Consider the following 18,122-nt stretch of genomic DNA (forward strand, 5'->3'; position numbering starts at 1 on the left):
GGGCCCCTTACGGGTATGGCGGATGAGGTGTCACCCGTTCTGCCTTCGGTCGATCCAGCGGACTGGCCGGCCCTCCGGGTCCGTTGTCAGCCAGGAGCCGTCCCCCAGCGGCTCCAGATCGTATGAATGGCGGGAATGCGCGTCGAAGGCCGCGTCCTCGGGGTCGTGGCCGAACGCCCCGACCGGCAGGCTCAGCACCACGTCGCCGCTCGGACACTCGTGGAAGGCCACGTCGGCCTGCCCGCGGACCGTCCCGGAGCGGGTGTCGAGGACCACCCACGTGTCAGGGGTCCCACGCCGGGCCATCGCATCCGGCCGGTACACCCAGACCAGCGTGCCGTCCGGCGAGTACGCGACACTCGGCCAGTCGGAACGGACCACACCTCCTGGAGGGGCTTTTCCGCGGCGGCCCCGACCTCGTAGACGCGGAGGCGCCCGTCCACGACCCGGGCGAACAGGCGATCCATGGCGCGCAGACTAACAGCGCGCAGTGCCAGGAAACGGAAAAAGGCCCCGCCGATAACGGCGGGGCCTTTTCCAATATATGTCCGGCGGCGTCCTACTCTCCCACACGGTCTCCCATGCAGTACCATCGGCGCTGAAGGGCTTAACTTCCGGGTTCGGGATGGGACCGGGTGTTTCCCCCTCGCCAAAACCACCGAACGTCTCAACGCACCACCCGCAGGTGGGCAAATCCACGTCCGAACCATTCGGCTCGAAAAAATTCAGTTATCAACAACACACGGGAACCCAGTTGTTTCCTGGGAACCACACAGGGACGCGAACAATCTCTCGCAGCAATTCACTCTGAACGTTCAGTGTGTTCAAGCCACTCGGCCTATTAGTACCGGTCGACTCCACACGTTACCGCGCTTCCATCTCCGGCCTATCAACCCGGTCGTCTACCGGGGGCCTTACACCCCTGACGGGGTGGGAGAACTCATCTCGAGGAAGGCTTCCCGCTTAGATGCTTTCAGCGGTTATCCCGACCGAACGTAGCCAACCAGCCGTGCCCCTGGCGGGACAACTGGCACACCAGAGGTTCGTCCGTCCCGGTCCTCTCGTACTAGGGACAGACCCTCACAATTCTCCTACGCGCACAGCGGATAGGGACCGAACTGTCTCGCGACGTTCTAAACCCAGCTCGCGTGCCGCTTTAATGGGCGAACAGCCCAACCCTTGGGACCTACTCCAGCCCCAGGATGCGACGAGCCGACATCGAGGTGCCAAACCATCCCGTCGATATGGACTCTTGGGGAAGATCAGCCTGTTATCCCCGGGGTACCTTTTAGCCGTTGAGCGACACCACTTCCACACGTAGGTGCCGGATCACTAGGCCCTGCTTTCGCACCTGCTCGACACGTCCGTCTCACAGTCAAGCTCCCTTGTGCCCTTGCACTCGCCACCTGATTGCCAACCAGGCTGAGGGAACCTTTGGGCGCCTCCGTTACATTTTGGGAGGCAACCGCCCCAGTTAAACTACCCACCAGGCACTGTCCCCCACCCGGATACACGGGTGCGGGTTAGACGCTCAAAACGACCAGAGTGGTATTTCACCAATGACTCCACCCAAACTGGCGTCTGGGCTTCACAGTCTCCCACCTATCCTACACAAGACGCTCCAAGCGCCAATGCCAAGCTATAGTGAAGGTCCCGGGGTCTTTCCGTCCTGCTGCGCGAAACGAGCATCTTTACTCGTACTGCAATTTCGCCGGGCCTGTGGTTGAGACAGCGGGGAAGTCGTTACGCCATTCGTGCAGGTCGGAACTTACCCGACAAGGAATTTCGCTACCTTAGGATGGTTATAGTTACCACCGCCGTTTACCGGCGCTTAGATTCTCAGCTTCGAAGGAACAAGTCCCCCTAACCGGTCCTCTTAACGTTCCGGCACCGGGCAGGCGTCAGTCCGTATACAGCGTCTTACGACTTCGCACGGACCTGTGTTTTTAGTAAACAGTCGCTTCCCCCTGGCCTCTGCGACCCCACCCAGCTCAGACAGCAAATGCCATCACCGGGCGAGGTCCCCCTTCTCCCAAAGTTACGGGGGCAATTTGCCGAGTTCCTTAACCACAGTTCACCCGATCGCCTTGGTATTCTCTACCTGACCACCTGAGTCGGTTTGGGGTACGGGCCGCCGGTACACTCGCTAGAGGCTTTTCTCGGCAGCATGGGATCACTCACTTCACCTAAAACGGCTCGGCATCAGCTCTCAGGATACGTGAGAGACGGATTTACCTATCTCTCTCCCTACAGCCTTACCCCGGGACAACCATCGCCCGGGCTGAGCTACCCTCCTGCGTCACCCCATCACTCACCTACTACCCCCTCGGGCCCCACGCTCCCCACACAACAAGCCCGAAGGCCCGAAGCATGGTTCGGGTGGTTAGCATCAGAGGATTCAGCGTTGGCGCATACCAGCGGGTACGGGAATATCAACCCGTTGTCCATCGACTACGCCTGTCGGCCTCGCCTTAGGTCCCGACTTACCCTGGGCGGATTAGCCTGCCCCAGGAACCCTTGGTCATCCGGCGCACACGTTTCTCACGTGTGATTCGCTACTCATGCCTGCATTCTCACTCCCGCACCCTCCACCCCTGGGTCACCCCGAGGCTTCACCGGATACAGGACGCTCCCCTACCCATCAACACTTACGTGTCAATGCCACGGCTTCGGCGGTGTGCTTGAGCCCCGCTACATTGTCGGCGCGGAATCACTTGACCAGTGAGCTATTACGCACTCTTTCAAGGGTGGCTGCTTCTAAGCCAACCTCCTGGTTGTCACAGCAACTCCACATCCTTTCCCACTTAGCACACGCTTAGGGGCCTTAGCCGATGATCTGGGCTGTTTCCCTCTCGACTACGAAGCTTATCCCCCGCAGTCTCACTGCCGCGCTCTCACTTACCGGCATTCGGAGTTTGGCTGACGTCAGTAACCTGGTAGGGCCCATCAGCCATCCAGTAGCTCTACCTCCGGCAAGAAACACGCGACGCTGCACCTAAATGCATTTCGGGGAGAACCAGCTATCACGGAGTTTGATTGGCCTTTCACCCCTAACCACAGGTCATCCCCCAGGTTTTCAACCCTGGTGGGTTCGGGCCTCCACACCGTCTTACCGGCGCTTCACCCTGCCCATGGCTAGATCACTCCGCTTCGGGTCTACAGCATGCGACTAAAAACGCCCTATTCAGACTCGCTTTCGCTACGGCTACCCGCCACCGGTTAACCTCGCCACACACCATAACTCGCAGGCTCATTCTTCAAAAGGCACGCCATCACCAACAACAAGGAACAAGTCCCTGCTGAGGAGGCTCTGACGGCTTGTAGGCACACGGTTTCAGGTACTATTTCACGACCCCTCACCGGGGCACTTTTCACCTTTCCCTCACGGTACTGGTCCGCTATCGGTCATCAGGAAGTATTCAGCCTTACCACGTGGTCGTGGCAGATTCACACGGGATTTCACGGGCCCCGTGCTACTCGGGAACACACCCAGAAGCCACTCGAATTTCGTCTACCGGACTCTCACCGTCTACGGTCGGCCATCCCAAGCCATTCGACTATCCCAGCGGTTTATAACTCCTCGATTCAGCGGCAGCTGAACCAGGGTGGTCCCACAACCCCGCACACGCAACGCCTGCCGGCTATCACACGCGCACGGTTTAGGCTCCTCCGCTTTCGCTCACCACTACTCACGGAATCACTATTGTTTTCTCTTCCTGCGGGTACTGAGATGTTTCACTTCCCCGCGTTCCCACCAACCTGCCTATACATTCAGCAGGCGGCGACACCCCATGACGGGTGCCAGGTTTCCCCATTCGGAAATCCCCGGATCAAAGTCTGGTTGCCGACTCCCCGAGGCATATCGCAGGCTCCCACGTCCTTCATCGGCTCCTGATGCCAAGGCATCCACCGTATGCCCTTAAAAACTTGAACACACAAAACGATCAGAACAAATCGCAGATAAACAACAAACCCACAAAAACCCGAAGGCCTCTGCGAGTCCGTCATCTACCAGAGATGCTCGCGTCCACTGTGCAGTTCTCAAAAAACAACCGGGCCCACCAAAACCACACCCCAATCAAGGAATGTGGTCCTGGTCCCGTAGTCCGAGGTCGAGCTCGCGCCCGTTCCCTCAGGACCCAACAGCGTGTCCAACCCGCCACCCGCCTGAAACCGCCGTTCCCCTTCCCCCAGCCGAAACCGAAGGACGGTACTTGCCGGCTCACACACGCGGTGAGCTGAGTAGCCAGTGCTCCACATCTATGAGCAGCCACCTGACAGACACTCGCTGTCAACGGCGGCCACCGACCTGCGCACCCAGGAGCTCCGGAGAGATCCCAAGGTCAACGCGGGCCAGTTGGTGCTCCTTAGAAAGGAGGTGATCCAGCCGCACCTTCCGGTACGGCTACCTTGTTACGACTTCGTCCCAATCGCCGGCCCCACCTTCGACCGCTCCCCCCACACAAGGTGGTTGGGCCACGGGCTTCGGGTGTTGCCGACTTTCGTGACGTGACGGGCGGTGTGTACAAGGCCCGGGAACGTATTCACCGCAGCGTTGCTGATCTGCGATTACTAGCGACTCCGACTTCACGAAGTCGAGTTGCAGACTTCGATCCGAACTGAGACCGGCTTTAAGGGATTCGCTCCACCTCACGGTATCGCAGCCCTCTGTACCGGCCATTGTAGCATGTTTGCAGCCCAAGACATAAGGGGCATGATGACTTGACGTCATCCCCACCTTCCTCCGAGTTGACCCCGGCGGTCTCCCATGAGTCCCCACCCGAAGTGCTGGCAACATGGAACGAGGGTTGCGCTCGTTGCGGGACTTAACCCAACATCTCACGACACGAGCTGACGACAGCCATGCACCACCTGTCACCGGCCCAAAAGGACCCACCATCTCTGATGGTTTTCCGGCGATGTCAAGCCTTGGTAAGGTTCTTCGCGTTGCGTCGAATTAAGCAACATGCTCCGCCGCTTGTGCGGGCCCCCGTCAATTCCTTTGAGTTTTAGCCTTGCGGCCGTACTCCCCAGGCGGGGCGCTTAATGCGTTAGCTGCGGCGCGGAATCCGTGGAAGGACCCCACACCTAGCGCCCAACGTTTACGGCGTGGACTACCAGGGTATCTAATCCTGTTCGCTCCCCACGCTTTCGCTCCTCAGCGTCAGTACAGGCCCAGAGAACCGCCTTCGCCACCGGTGTTCCTCCCGATATCTGCGCATTTCACCGCTACACCGGGAATTCCATTCTCCCCTACCTGCCTCTAGTCTGCCCGTATCCACCGCAGACCCACGGTTAAGCCGTGGGCTTTCACGACAGACGCGACAAACCGCCTACGAGCTCTTTACGCCCAATAATTCCGGACAACGCTTGCGCCCTACGTATTACCGCGGCTGCTGGCACGTAGTTAGCCGGCGCTTCTTCTGCAGGTACCGTCACGTTAGCTTCGTCCCTGCTGAAAGAGGTTTACAACCCGAAGGCCGTCATCCCTCACGCGGCGTCGCTGCGTCAGGCTTCCGCCCATTGCGCAATATTCCCCACTGCTGCCTCCCGTAGGAGTCTGGGCCGTGTCTCAGTCCCAGTGTGACCGGTCGCCCTCTCAGGCCGGTTACCCGTCGTCGCCTTGGTAGGCCATCACCCCACCAACAAGCTGATAGGCCGCGAGCCCATCCCCAACCGAAAAACTTTCCACCACCCGATCATGAGACCAGTGGTTATATCCGGTATTAGACCCAGTTTCCCGGGCTTATCCCAGAGTCAGGGGCAGGTTGCTCACGTGTTACTCACCCGTTCGCCGCTCGAGTACCCCCGAAGGGGCCTTTCCGCTCGACTTGCATGTGTTAAGCACGCCGCCAGCGTTCGTCCTGAGCCAGGATCAAACTCTCCATCAAGGTCCAACGACCAGCCAGGGGGCGAACCCCGACCAGCCAAACCTCAGGAAACAATCCCAGCATCACCATCCCCACAAAGGGGACGGCATTGCCTCAAAGAAATCCCCACCACCCCACAAAGCAGGGCGGCACGGGGCGACCCGGCCAATCAATGACCGAGCCGATAAAGGCACTGGCTTTTAACACGCTGTTGAGTTCTCAAGAAACGGACACCCACCGCGCTGGATCCGCTTTCGCGTTTCCCGCTCCGGGGCGACTCGACTTACTTTATCAGGTCCGCCCGGACTGTCAATTCCGGGCTTTTCCGATACGCCATTCCGGTTCCGCTTGCGCGGTCCCTTTCCGGCGGTGGTGCTATTTCATCAGATCCGGCCCGATTGTCAAATCGAACCTTTCCGACCCATCACAACTATGCGGGCGCGACGAGGCCGCGTCTGCTGGTCGAGGATGGTTCCCCCCGGGCCGGCCGCCGTGAGGCGTCCCGCACTCCCGTGGGGCGAAGTGAACAGTATGCCCAACACGGGGTGACGTCAAACCGGCTCGCGCGTGTCAATGGCGCCGGCGCGCTCGTTCCGCCCGGTCGGAGCCGCCCCGGCATCCGACCTACCTCGGGTTTTGTCCTGGTCCGCCCCGCTCGCACCGCTCGAACATCGCATTCACTCGGCCGAGGTTTCTTTCCGGCAACGCCGACCGTTCGGCGCGCCTCAGGGCTTGGCCAGGTATCCGCCGACGAACAGCACCCCTTCTGCGATCACCCAGACGAAGGCCGCGACCGTGAGGGTGACGTCCAGCCGGGAGGGCCTGCGCCGGACCCCGGGCATCGACCAGGCGGTCACGGCGACGGCCGCGGCGAGGACGGCCACGGGTGCCGAGAGCCGCACGGCGTCCTCGAATCCGTCCCCGCATCCCGGGTCGCGGCCCTCTCCCTCACCGCAGAAGGCGGCGTCGCCCCACCCGCCGAGGGCCGAGAAGACCCAGAGGACGGCCAGCGCGCAGTTCGCGATCGTCGGGATCGCCGGCGAGATCCACCAGCCGTTCGGACGCCCGGACATGGCCTGCACGACCGGAACGTACCTCGCCTCGCGGGAACCGGGAACCCCTCCATGGGGCGACCGCCGGGCCGGTCAGGTGATCTCTTTGGCCTCGTGCAGGTTCATGTCCATGACGATGGCCGTCATGACCGCCATCGTCCGCAGCGGTTCCCGGACGGGATCGGAGATCTCCACCGCGTACCGGTCGGCCGTCGTGAGCAGATGGGTGGCGAGGCCCGCCCACTTCTTGCGGACGTGCGCCACCTTGCCGCCGTCGGCGTCCTTCACCTCGAAGTTGTTGCGCGGCACGTCGACGTCGACCGTGCCGATGAGCGTCCCGTCGTCGTCGTAGACGACGTAGCGGCGGCCGACCCTCTCGGTGACGAAGGAGCCGACGCGCTCTCCGTCCGGCCGGAGGATCTCGGTGTACTCCCGGCCGCTCTGCTTGTCCACGACGTACAGGGGGTCGCCGTCGGGGGTCGTCAGCAGGACGGCGCGGGCGTCGAGGTTCGACTTGCCGGGGAACAGGCCGCGCATGACCGCGGCACCGCCCTGGTCGTCGGTCGGCGCCGCGATGGCGACGACGGTCCCGCCCTCGTCCAGCACCTTGTACCGCGACTTGGCGAACGGTCCCCTGCGAGGCTGTTCGACCCTGAGCACCGGGGAGCTGAACACTTCGCTCACGTGTTCTCCTGCCTCATCGGCCGCATCGGCGACCCGCCTCTTTGTTCACCTTGCCGGCGCCCGCACCCTCGGGCGGCGCGCCTTCCAACCGGCGATCCTGCCAAGCACCGGGCCGCAGGGGAAGCTCTTTGCGCGCCCGTCTCCGCCCACCGGAACCACCGCGCCCGCGCCGGGCTCACTGACCTGCACCGGCGCGGCCCGAGGTGGCCGTACGAGAAACAATCTTCTTTCGGCCCGGCGGCCACCGAGCATCCGCGCGGCCATCTCCGCCCGCTTCCCTGGCGCCCCGTCGCGCACCGCCTCGCCCGGACGGGGCCCCACGGACGCGGAAAGGGGCGGCCCCCGAAGGAACCGCCCCTTTCACATGCACTCGGAAGTGCGTACCGCGGACTCGCTCAGAAGTCCATGCCGCCGGCGTCGGGCATGCCGCCCGCCGGGGCCGGGTTCTTCTCGGGCTTCTCGGCGATGACGGCCTCGGTGGTCAGGAACAGCGCGGCGATCGACGAGGCGTTCTGCAGCGCGGACCGGGTCACCTTGGCCGGGTCGAGGATGCCCGACTCGAACATGTTGACGTACTCGCCGGTGGCGGCGTTCAGGCCCTCACCCGGGGTCAGGTTGCGGACCCGCTCCACCACGACGCCGCCCTCGAGGCCGGCGTTCACGGCGATCTGCTTCAGCGGCTCCTCGAGAGCGCGCTTGACGATGTTCGCACCGGTGGCCTCGTCGCCCGACAGCTCCAGCTTGTCGAACGCCTTGGTGCCGGCCTGCAGCAGCGCCACGCCACCGCCGGGGACGATGCCCTCCTCGACCGCGGCCTTGGCGTTGCGGACGGCGTCCTCGATGCGGTGCTTGCGCTCCTTGAGCTCGACCTCCGTCGCGGCGCCGGCCTTGATGACCGCGACACCGCCCGCGAGCTTGGCCAGGCGCTCCTGGAGCTTCTCGCGGTCGTAGTCGGAGTCGGTGTTGTCGATCTCGGTGCGGATCTGGTTGACCCGTCCCGCGATCTCGTTGGCGTCACCGGCGCCGTCCACGATGGTGGTCTCGTCCTTGGTGATGACGACCTTGCGGGCGCGGCCCAGCATCTCGGTCGTGGTGTTCTCCAGCTTGAGACCCACGTCCTCGCTGATGACCTGGCCGCCGGTCAGCGTGGCGATGTCGCCCAGCATGGCCTTGCGGCGGTCGCCGAAGCCCGGGGCCTTCACGGCCACGGACTTGAAGATCCCGCGGATCTTGTTGACGACCAGGGTGGCCAGGGCCTCGCCCTCGACGTCCTCCGCGATGATCAGCAGCGGCTTGCCGGACTGCATGACGCCCTCGAGGACGGGCAGCAGGTCCTTGTTCGCCGACGCCTTGCCCTGAACGATCAGGATGTACGGGTCCTCGAGGACCGCCTCCATCCGCTCGGGGTCGGTCACGAAGTAGTGCGAGATGTAGCCCTTGTCGAAGCGCATGCCCTCGGTCAGCTCGAGCTCCAGACCGAAGGTCTGGCTCTCCTCGACCGTGATCACGCCTTCCTTGCCGACCTTGTCCATCGCCTCGGCGATCATCTCGCCGATCTGCGGGTCGCCCGCGGAGATGGAGGCCGTGGAGGCGATCTGCTCCTTGGTCTCCACGTCCTTGGCGAGCTTGGACAGCTCCTCGCTCACCCGCTCGACGGCGGCCTCGATGCCGCGCTTGAGCGACATCGGGTTCGCACCGGCGGCCACGTTGCGCAGACCCTCGCGCACCAGCGCCTGGGCCAGCACGGTGGCGGTGGTGGTGCCGTCACCCGCGACGTCGTCGGTCTTCTTGGCTACTTCCTTGACGAGCTCCGCGCCGATCTTCTCCCACGGGTCCTCGAGCTCGATCTCCTTGGCGATCGACACACCGTCGTTGGTGATCGTGGGAGCGCCCCACTTCTTCTCCAGCACGACGTTGCGGCCCTTGGGACCAAGGGTCACCTTCACGGCGTCGGCGAGCTGGTTCATGCCGCGCTCGAGACCGCGACGGGCCTCCTCGTCGAACGCGATCATCTTTGCAGCCATAGGCTCCAGTCCTCCCGGAACAAGGTGGCTTAGACGGATCGAGCCGACGCCCGCGACGGACGGCCCCGCCGACGACTTCCATTCCGCCGCCGGCCTGAGGCCTCATCGCCCCGACCCATGACTGTGTGAAGTTGTCACTCTCCACAGCAGAGTGCCAATGTTTGTTTAGCACTCTACCCCGTCGAGTGCAAGCGCCACACATCCTCGCCCACGGGTGTCTCCCTCAGCCGCCCTGCCCCGCCCTGACCAGCGGCGGGACGTCCAGGAAGTTCTCTCGCGGCGGGCCGGTGGGCGCGCCTCACGTGGCACGGGCCGGCCCGAAATTCGCCGGTGGCGTAGCGGGCCGGTCGCCCGTCGGGGGTGTTCACGAGGCCGTCATCCGGCCGACGCCGGGCCGGGGGAAGGGGAGGGCGGACGGGGGGCCAGGAGGCTACCGAGTTCTCACCACCCGGTGAGGGCCCGTGCCGGCGCGCCGCCCATGCCGGCCGCCATCGAACCGACGACTGCCCGCGCCGCCGTTTTCGCGGCGCATGTTCGACACGGATCTTCGGTGCCGGTCCAGTCGATGCGGCGGCGTTTGCGGCGGCCCGATGCACCGGGGTCACCACGGCCCGGTGGGCCGCTTCTGCGGAGTGTGGCGAATGGTGAGGATGTTCTTTCGCTCCCGGGCAAAGGGCCGCCGCAAACGGGTCCGGACATTGGGCGGCCGCTCCGGCTTCGATGCGTGACCGGGCCGGAGCGGCCGTGGTGCTGCGGTGCTCTGCTATGAGCCGCGGTTCACTTCTTGGTGGACTCCTGCTCGGGGCCCGCGACCGCGTTGATCACGGTGTTGTGCTTGCCGCCGTGGAGCTTGGTGCTGATCGGACCGGTCATCGTCGCGCTGTTGCCGGCGTAGACGTTCGAGCGGGGCGATCCGCTGAGGTTCGTGAAGATCGCGTCGCCCGAGCCGTTCTCGCTGTTGGCGACGGGGCCGTTCTGGCCGACGATCGACTTCTCGACCGCGTGGATGTGCACCGGCTTGGGGTGGTCCCCCGTGGTGGCCAGCCGCTGCCCGGCCTGCGGGGCGTTGGCGTCGGCCTGCTGCTGCTCCGGCGCGTTCGGCTGAGCCTCCTGCTGCGGGGCGGCCTGCTCGGCACCCTGCTCCGGCGCGGCCTGCTGCGCGTCCTGCTGCGGAGCAGCCTGCTCGGCACCCTGCTCCGGGGCGGCCTGCTGCGCGTCCTGCTGAGGAGCGGCCTGCTCCGCGTCCTGCTGCGGGGCGTTCGGCTGGGCCTCCTGCTGGGGAGCAGCCTGCTGCTCGCCCTGCTGCGGAGCGGCCTGCTCGGCACCCTGCTCGGGCGCGGCCTGCTGCGCGTCCTGCTGCGGAGCGGCCTGCTGGGCGCCCTGCTCCGGGGCGGCCTGCAGAGACTCCTGCTGAGGAGCGGCCTGCTGGGGAGCAGCCTGCTGCTCGGCGGCCTCGTGCTCGGCGGCCTTGGCGAGGGCGACCTTGGTGGCCTCCTGCTCGGAGCCCTCGACGCCGGTCACGGCCGTGTTGTGCTTCCCGCCGTGGAGTTTCGTGGTGATGTCACCGGTCTTCACCGGCTTGTTCCCGATCACCGGCGCCGCCTTGGGCGACTTGGTGATGTCGGTGTAGATCAGGTCGCCCGGACCCTTCTCACTGATGTACGTGGGGCCGTTGTGCCCCACGTACGCCTTCTCCACCGCGTAGAAGTTGATGTCGGCCATGGCCGAGGGAGCCGCGAGGACGGCCGCTCCCATCGTTATCCCGGTCACGGCCATCGTGCGCAAAATGCGCTTCATGCCTTTCCTCACTCTCGTATGCCGATCGGCGCTCCAGGGAACGCCACTCCGGGATCAATCTTCCAGGGCGCGGCCAGCGAGAAACCCAAGTGACGGAGTGGCGGTGATCAAGATCGAAGCCGCGAAACTGGCGCTCGCTAAAGGTTTCTCCATGCCCGTTTAGCCGGACGGGAAGAACAGTCACCCAATCCGGTATCCACCGGGCCATTGGCGTTCCAGAGAATGGGGAATCGGCCAGATCTGAAAGGAAAAGCCCCGGCACGGTGGACGTGCCGGGGCTTGCGGGACGAGACGGGCGTCAGCCGCCCGCCACCGCGGGGATGATCGAGATCTGGGCGCCTTCGGGCGTCGGGGTGTCGAGGCCCTCGGCGAACCGGACGTCCTCGTCACCGACATAGACGTTCACGAAACGGCGGATCTTGCCGGCGTCGTCGAGGATGCGGCCGGAGATGCCGGAGTAGCTGGCCTCGAGGTCGGCGACGACCGCGCGCAGGGTCGCGCCCTCGGCCTTCACCTCGGACTCGCCACCGGTGTAGGTCCGCAGGATCGTCGGGATACGGACGGACACGCTGCTCATGCTGCTCCTTCGTTCTCAGGCGAGGCCCGCGGCGCGGAACGCCTCCAGGGACGGGGCGATGTTCGCCGACGGCGCGACGACCGGGGCGACGGCGTCCAGGGTCTTCAGGCCGTCCCCGGAGTTGATGATCACGGTCTCGGCGCCCGGGTCGAGGGTGCCGGCCTCGACGAGCTTGCGGAGGGTCGCGACGGTGACGCCGCCGGCCGTCTCGCCGAAGATGCCCTCGGTGCGGGCCAGGAGCCGGATGCCCTCGACGACCTGCTCGTCGGTGACGTCCTCGACGGCGCCACCGGTGCGGCGGGCGACGTCCAGGACGTAGGGGCCGTCGGCGGGGTTGCCGATGGCGAGGGACTTGGCGATCGTGTCGGGCTTCACCGGGCGGACGACGTCGTGGCCCGCCTTGAACGCGGCGGCGACCGGGTCGCACCCGGCGGCCTGCGCGCCGAAGACGCGGTACGGCCGGTCCTCGACCAGCCCCAGCTTGATCAGCTCCTGGAACGCCTTGTCGATCTTGGTGAGCTGGGAGCCGGACGCGACCGGCACGACGATCTGGTCCGGCAGCCGCCACCCGAGCTGCTCGGCGATCTCGTAGCCGAGCGTCTTGGAGCCCTCGGCGTAGTAGGGGCGGACGTTGACGTTGACGAACGCCCAGTCCTCCTGCTCACCGGCGATCTCGGACGCGAGCCGGTTGACGTCGTCGTAGTTGCCGTCGACCGTCACGAACGTCCCGCCGTACACGGCCGTCGTGATGATCTTCTGGGACTCCAGGTTCGACGGGACGAACACCGCGCTGCGGATCCCGGCGCGGGCCGCCGCGGCGGCGACGGCGTTGGCGAGGTTCCCGGTGGACGGGCAGGCCAGCACCTTGAACCCCAGCTCGCGGGCGGCGGCGAGCGCGACGGCGACGACGCGGTCCTTGAACGAGTGGGTCGGGTTGCCGCTGTCGTCCTTCACCCACAGGCTCTGCAGGCCGAGGCTCTCCGCGAGGTTGTCGGCGCGGACGAGGCGGGTCAGGCCCGGCTCGGTGTTCGGGGTGTCGGCGACGTTCGGCGGGACGGGCAGCAGCCCGCGGTACCGCCAGATGTTGCGCGGCCCGGACTCGATGGCCTCCCGGGTGACGCCGTCGAAGTCGTAGGCGATCTCCAGTGGGCCGAAACACTCCTCGCAGGCGTAGAAGGGCCCGAGATCGCGAGTAGAGCCGCATTCGCGGCAGACGAGAGCGGTAGCCGGTCCGAGGTCTGTGGCAGGCGTGAGTGCCATGAGGGCGAGGCCTTTCTCCCCATCTTCCCTGCGCCACCTTGGTCGCAGGCCGGAGTTGGCACCATCTCCCGGCCGGCCTCGCAGGATCGCGACGCGCCGCAGCCGGGTGGTTGCCGGGGCTTCGCAGGGCCGGTCCCTCCACCCCTCTGGATGAGCGTTATGAAGTTGTGTGAGGGCTGAGCTGGAAGACCGGCCCGTCGGCCACTGTGCTCCCTGCACCCCTCTGGATGAGCGTTATGAAGTTGTCGATCACGAGCGCTTTGAGCTCGTATGCGTGACTTTACATCAACTGACCGGATGCCAGACAGGTGGGTCCAGCGAGTGAGACGTTACCCGGCGGTGGTCTTGATCACCCGCTGGGTCGGATCGAGGAACACGTGGCGGACGGTCGGGACGCTCTCGCGGAGCCGCCGGTCGATCTCGCCGGCGACGTCCTCGGCCTCGTCGGCGCTGATGTCGTCGGAGAAGTGCACCTTCGCCGCGACGAGGATCTGCTCGGGGCCGAAGTGCATGGTGAGCAGCTCGTCCACGCCGGTCACGCCGGGCGCGGAGCAGATCTCGGCGCGGATCCTGCGCTGCTCGGCGGGGTCGGCCGCCCGGCCGATGAGCAGGCCCATGCTCTCCCGGCCGATCGAGAAGGCGAGCACGACCAGGAGCACTCCGATGAGGGCGGACGCGAGCCCGTCCCAGAACTCCGAGCCGGTGATCTGGCGCATCGCGAGCCCGCCGGCGGCGAGGGCGAGGCCGACCATCGCCGCGGTGTCCTCGAACAGCGCGGTCTTGAACGTCACGTCGGGCGACTTGCGGACGTGCTCGACGAGGTCGCGGTCGCTGTCGCGCGTCTCCTTCTTCGCCTGGTAGAAGGCGCGGATCCAGGACGCCCCCTCCAGCACCGCGCCGAGGCCGAGGACGGCGTAGGCGAGCCACACCGTCGTCCCGCCGCCGCCGTGGCCGGTCATGGTCAGGACGCCCTCGAAGATCGAGAACCCGGCGCCGGCCACGAAGATGCCGAACGCTGCGAGCAGCGACCACACGTACCGCTCGTTGCCGTATCCGAAGGGGTGGTGCCGGTCGGGGGGCCGCTCGCTGCGCCGGATCGAGGTGTAGAGAAAGCCCTGGTTGAGGGTGTCCGCCACCGAGTGCGCGCTCTCCGCGAGCATCGCGCTGGACCCGGCCAGCAGGCCGGCGAACAGCTTCGTGATCGCGAGGATGAGGTTCGCTGCACCGGCGACGAGCACCGTTTTCGTCGTCTCGGACTTGCTCATTGCCGCCGGATACCCCCAGGGCGGATGACTAACCGGGCGGAACGGACAGAAGCGCGGGCGATGCCGGTCACCTCGCGGGTCACTGTGATGCGCCCGCGCCGCAACTGAGACCCTTCCCCTATGAGCCAAGTGCTGGTGGCCTCGAACCGGGGGCCGGTGTCGTTCTCGCTGTCGGAGGACGGCGAGCTCACCATGCGGCGCGGCGGCGGCGGACTCGTGTCGGGCCTTGCCGCCGTGACGGGCGCCCCGCGCGACCCGGGCCCGCCGCGCCCGGCCGGGACGGAGCGGGCACCGACCGGCGGCGACGCGGACGTTCTCTGGGTGTGCGCGAGCCTCGGCGAGGCCGACCGCACGGCCGCGCGCCGTTCCCCGGACGGACGTCTCGACCTCGCCGGATACGAGACCGGCGGGGCCGCGGTGCGGATGCTCGACATCCCGGCGGCCACGTTCGACCGCGCCTACAACGGCGTCGCCAACTCGACGCTGTGGTTCGTCCACCACCTGTTGTACGACACACCGCGCAGCCCGCACTTCGACGCCCGCTCCCGGCGCGACTGGCAGTCCTACGAGGCGTACAACGCGGCCTTCGCGGACGCGCTCGCGCGGGACGCCGCCCAGGGCGCGAAGGCCGCGGTCCAGGACTACCACCTGTCGCTGGCCCCGCGGATGCTGCGCGACCGGCGTCCCGACCTGAAGATCGTGCACTTCTCCCATACCCCCTGGGCGCCGCCGGAGTACTTCAGGCTGCTCCCGGACGACATCGGCGCGCAGGTCCTTCTCGGTATCCTCGGCGCCGACCACGCCGGCTTCCTCACCGAGCGGTGGGCGTCGGCCTTCCTGGACTGCTGCGAGCTGCTGCCGGGCGCCCGCGTCGACCGCGCGGCCCGCACCGTCTCCTGCTCGGGTCACACCACGCGCGTGGGCGTGCACGGTCTCGGCGTGGACGGGACGGCACTGCGCCGGCGGGCCGCCGAGCAGGACGTCGTCGAACGGGCCCAGGCACTGCGCGAGCAGGTGGGCGACCGCCAGCTCATCGTGCGGATCGACCGGACGGAGCTGTCCAAGAACATCGTGCGCGGGCTCGCCGCGTACCGGGAACTGCTCGTCAACCATCCCGAGCTGCGCGGCCGCGTCGTGCACCTGGCGTTCGCCTACCCGTCCCGCTACGACCTGCCCGAGTACCGGGAGTACACCGAGGCCGTCCGCCGCATGGCCGAGCAGATCACCGACGAGTTCGGCACGGCCGACTGGGACCCGCTGATCCTCCAGGTGAACGACGACTACCCGCGCTCCCTCGCCGCCTACGGCCTGGCCGACGTCCTGCTCGTCAACCCGATCCGGGACGGGATGAACCTGGTCGCGAAGGAGGGGCCCGTCCTGTCGCGGCACGGCTGCGCGCTCGTGCTGTCGCGAGAGGCGGGCGCGGCCGCGGAACTCTCCGAGGACGCGCTGATGGTCAACCCCTACGACGTGTCGCAGACGGCCGAGGCCCTGCGCCAGGCCCTGCTCATGCCGCGCGCCCGGCGGGCCGAGCGCTGCGCCCGCCTCGCCGACGCCGCGACCGCCCTGCCCCCGCAACGCTGGTTCGCCGACCAGCTCGCCGCACTGGACTAGGTCGTATTTTCACAGTCCCGGCCCACTTCGCTCGCCTGGCGGCTGTGTTTCAACAGTCCCGGCCCGCTTCGCTCGCCTGGCGGCTCGCTACGCGACCTGGCCTGGGCAAACGCGGCATCGCTTCGCGATCTGCCCGGTGCAGCTCGCCTCCGGCTTCGCTCCACCGGGCAGGTCACGCGTTCGCGTGCGTGGCGAGGCGACTTCGAGACAGGCCCTAATTCTCGTGGTGAGGGAGCGGTGTGCTGCTCTGCGGGGGGGGCCGCGGGTCCGGTCAGGGGGCGGTGCTGGTGGACCGCTCGGTGGCGAGGTGGCACTCGACGGGGTTCGGCTCGTGGTGCTGCCTCCAGCGCTCGCGCAGCGCGGCCTTGCTCTGCGCCATGCGGCGGTGGGCGGCGGTGCGGGTGAAGCGCGCGAGCTGGGCCGCGGACGGCTTCGGCAGGCCGCTGGGCTCGTAGCCGTACTCGGCGAGACGCTCGCCGAACGCGGCCTCGGCAAGGCTGATCTCCCAGGCGTCGAGGCGCTCGGCCCACGAGCCGACGCGGTTCGTGGTGACGGCGTCGCGCGTGCGTCCGTGCCACTTCTTGCTCGTCGGGACGATCCGCTTCGCGAGGCCCTCCGGGTGGATCATCTCGGGGTCGAAGTCCTCCCCGAGGAAGCCGCAGAGCCGGGTCAGCTCGTCGGTGGGGTCGGCGACGAGCCGCTCGTACTGCAGCTCGTAGTAGGAGTCGGGGCCGAGGCGCTCGGCGAGCCGGCGGCCGCGGTCGATCGTCTCCCGCCAGGCGGACACGGCGTGGTGGATGTCGGCGTCGAACCAGGGCATCTCCATCAGCGACGCGACGCAGTCGCGGCCGTCCCGGACGAGATGCACGAACTGGGCGTCGGGAAACATCCGCAACAGCGCGCCGACGTGCTGGGAGTAGCTCGGGCGCTTGTCGCCCCAGCGCGGCTTGCCGTGCAGGCGGGCATAGGCGCGGAAGACGATGCCGATCGCCGAGCCGAGCGTCGGCGGGCCGTCGGCGATCTCCTCGATGAGCCCGTCGGCGTCCATGCCGAGCGCCCGCACCTTGGTGGACCGCTCCCCGACGATCCACTCCGCGAGCATCCGTCTGTTCTTGCTGTCGTTGAGGTCACCGTAGTCGCACCTCGCCGTATAGGCGGGCAGCACGAACCGGGTCTCCGCCGGGATCGCGATGCGGGCGTGCGAGTGGAGCATCAGCCGCAGCAGCGTCGTGCCCGAACGGGGGCAGCCGAAAATGAAGATCGGACGATCGTGGCGGAGGGCCGGTCCTGGTGGCATGCACCGCATGCTGGTGCAGAAGCCCAGTTCAGGACCCGGGTTCTGCACCCACTGTTACCGTCCGATTACCCACCCTTGGCCGGCGGGTCAGGTGTAGGACTCCCCGAGCGTCTGCCTCACCTGCTTGCGCGCCTCGTGGATGCGGGACTTGACCGTGCCGAGCGGGAGCTTGAGCTGCTCGGCGATCTCCGCGTACTCCAGCTGCGAGACGTCCCGCAGCACGAGGGCCTGGATGAGGTCGGGCTTGCGGGCCTCCAGATCCTCCATGGCGTCCAGGATGTCGACCCGGGAGCCGGCGATGACGCTCGTCCGGCGCGGGTCGGGGCGCTGCTGCGGAAGCTCGCCCGCCTGCTCGACCGAGCGGCGCTTCAGCGACCGGTAGGTGGAGCGGGCGGAGTTGGCGACCACGACGTGCAGCCAGGTGCTGAACCGCGACCGGCCCTCGAACCGGTGGATGTTCCGCGCGACCTGGAGCAACGCGTCCTGGCACGCCTCCTCGGCGTCCTGCCGGCAGGGCAGGAACCGGGAGCTGTGCCGCAGCACGTCCGGCTCGATCTTGCGGAGGAGCTCGTTCAGGGCGCCCTGGTCACCCTGTGCGGCCTTGACCGCCAGCTCCTCGGTCCTCTCGTCGAATGCCATGCCGCCTCAATGCTCGTTCGCGCGCTCACCCCGTTGTTGGGAT

The 18,122-nt window shown here is 66.6% G+C and carries 11 protein-coding genes, 3 rRNA genes and 1 riboswitch; of the genes, 1 reads left to right on the top strand and 13 read right to left on the bottom strand.

Features of this window, described 5'->3' with window-relative positions:
* Nucleotides 1–30: 30 nt before the first annotated feature.
* The 11 genes from BJY14_RS15440 to BJY14_RS15490 all read right to left on the bottom strand — a co-directional run bounded on the left by BJY14_RS15440 (nucleotide 31) and on the right by BJY14_RS15490 (nucleotide 14,529).
* Nucleotides 31–381 (bottom strand): hypothetical protein, encoded by a 351-nt coding sequence (locus BJY14_RS15440; protein WP_179844245.1) that lies wholly within the window; start codon nucleotides 379–381, stop codon nucleotides 31–33.
* A 165-nt stretch (nucleotides 382–546) separates the two neighbouring features.
* Nucleotides 547–663 (bottom strand): 5S ribosomal RNA (rrf, locus tag BJY14_RS15445).
* Between the two features lie 157 nt (nucleotides 664–820).
* Nucleotides 821–3,933 (bottom strand): 23S ribosomal RNA (locus tag BJY14_RS15450).
* A 438-nt stretch (nucleotides 3,934–4,371) separates the two neighbouring features.
* Nucleotides 4,372–5,891, bottom strand: a 16S ribosomal RNA gene (locus BJY14_RS15455).
* The 16S, 23S and 5S rRNA genes sit together here, the layout of an rRNA operon.
* Nucleotides 5,892–6,595: 704 nt before the next feature.
* Nucleotides 6,596–6,952, bottom strand: coding sequence for a hypothetical protein (locus BJY14_RS15460; RefSeq protein WP_179844246.1), 357 nt, complete (start codon nucleotides 6,950–6,952; stop codon nucleotides 6,596–6,598).
* Between the two features lie 63 nt (nucleotides 6,953–7,015).
* A complete protein-coding gene (locus tag BJY14_RS15465; RefSeq protein ID WP_179844247.1) occupies nucleotides 7,016–7,606 on the bottom strand; it encodes a phospholipid scramblase-related protein in 591 nt (196 codons plus the stop codon).
* A 395-nt stretch (nucleotides 7,607–8,001) separates the two neighbouring features.
* Entirely contained in the window at nucleotides 8,002–9,630 is a 1,629-nt protein-coding gene (gene groL, locus BJY14_RS15470; RefSeq protein ID WP_179844248.1) for a chaperonin GroEL, read from the bottom strand.
* Nucleotides 9,631–10,407: 777 nt separating this feature from the next.
* Nucleotides 10,408–11,427, bottom strand: coding sequence for a hypothetical protein (locus BJY14_RS15475; protein ID WP_179844249.1), 1,020 nt, complete (start codon nucleotides 11,425–11,427; stop codon nucleotides 10,408–10,410).
* Nucleotides 11,428–11,725: 298 nt separating this feature from the next.
* On the bottom strand, nucleotides 11,726–12,004 hold the full coding sequence (locus BJY14_RS15480) for a MoaD/ThiS family protein (protein ID WP_179844250.1): 279 nt from the start codon (nucleotides 12,002–12,004) through the stop codon (nucleotides 11,726–11,728).
* Between the two features lie 15 nt (nucleotides 12,005–12,019).
* Nucleotides 12,020–13,264, bottom strand: a complete 1,245-nt coding sequence (gene thrC, locus BJY14_RS15485) for a threonine synthase (protein ID WP_179844251.1) — start codon at nucleotides 13,262–13,264, stop codon at nucleotides 12,020–12,022.
* A gap of 16 nt (nucleotides 13,265–13,280) precedes the next feature.
* Nucleotides 13,281–13,421: riboswitch (SAM riboswitch) on the bottom strand.
* A 172-nt stretch (nucleotides 13,422–13,593) separates the two neighbouring features.
* Nucleotides 13,594–14,529 carry a cation diffusion facilitator family transporter gene (locus tag BJY14_RS15490; RefSeq protein WP_179844252.1) on the bottom strand — a complete coding sequence of 312 codons (936 nt, stop codon included), beginning with the start codon at nucleotides 14,527–14,529 and terminating at the stop codon, nucleotides 13,594–13,596.
* 120 nt (nucleotides 14,530–14,649) lie between these two features.
* On the opposite strand from BJY14_RS15490, the gene BJY14_RS15495 reads away from it, so the two are divergent.
* Entirely contained in the window at nucleotides 14,650–16,143 is a 1,494-nt protein-coding gene (locus BJY14_RS15495; protein ID WP_179844253.1) for an alpha,alpha-trehalose-phosphate synthase (UDP-forming), read from the top strand.
* A 271-nt stretch (nucleotides 16,144–16,414) separates the two neighbouring features.
* Here the strand turns inward: BJY14_RS15495 and BJY14_RS15500 are convergent, their stop codons facing one another.
* A complete protein-coding gene (locus BJY14_RS15500; protein WP_246395924.1) occupies nucleotides 16,415–17,440 on the bottom strand; it encodes a sulfotransferase family protein in 1,026 nt (341 codons plus the stop codon).
* An 87-nt stretch (nucleotides 17,441–17,527) separates the two neighbouring features.
* Nucleotides 17,528–18,079 carry an RNA polymerase sigma factor gene (locus BJY14_RS15505; protein WP_089313869.1) on the bottom strand — a complete coding sequence of 184 codons (552 nt, stop codon included), beginning with the start codon at nucleotides 18,077–18,079 and terminating at the stop codon, nucleotides 17,528–17,530.
* Nucleotides 18,080–18,122: the final 43 nt, after the last annotated feature.

It is taken from the genome of Actinomadura luteofluorescens (assembly GCF_013409365.1).
Classification (GTDB): Bacteria; Actinomycetota; Actinomycetes; order Streptosporangiales; family Streptosporangiaceae; genus Spirillospora; species Spirillospora luteofluorescens.

Coding starts and splice junctions, on each gene's coding strand:
- BJY14_RS15500 (WP_246395924.1), bottom strand. CDS start 17,440: ATGCCACCAGGACCGGCCCTCCGCCACGATCGTCCGATCTTCATTTTC.
- BJY14_RS15495 (WP_179844253.1), top strand. CDS start 14,650: ATGAGCCAAGTGCTGGTGGCCTCGAACCGGGGGCCGGTGTCGTTCTCG.
- BJY14_RS15475 (WP_179844249.1), bottom strand. CDS start 11,427: ATGAAGCGCATTTTGCGCACGATGGCCGTGACCGGGATAACGATGGGA.
- BJY14_RS15490 (WP_179844252.1), bottom strand. CDS start 14,529: ATGAGCAAGTCCGAGACGACGAAAACGGTGCTCGTCGCCGGTGCAGCG.
- BJY14_RS15480 (WP_179844250.1), bottom strand. CDS start 12,004: ATGAGCAGCGTGTCCGTCCGTATCCCGACGATCCTGCGGACCTACACC.
- groL (WP_179844248.1), bottom strand. CDS start 9,630: ATGGCTGCAAAGATGATCGCGTTCGACGAGGAGGCCCGTCGCGGTCTC.
- thrC (WP_179844251.1), bottom strand. CDS start 13,264: ATGGCACTCACGCCTGCCACAGACCTCGGACCGGCTACCGCTCTCGTC.
- BJY14_RS15505 (WP_089313869.1), bottom strand. CDS start 18,079: ATGGCATTCGACGAGAGGACCGAGGAGCTGGCGGTCAAGGCCGCACAG.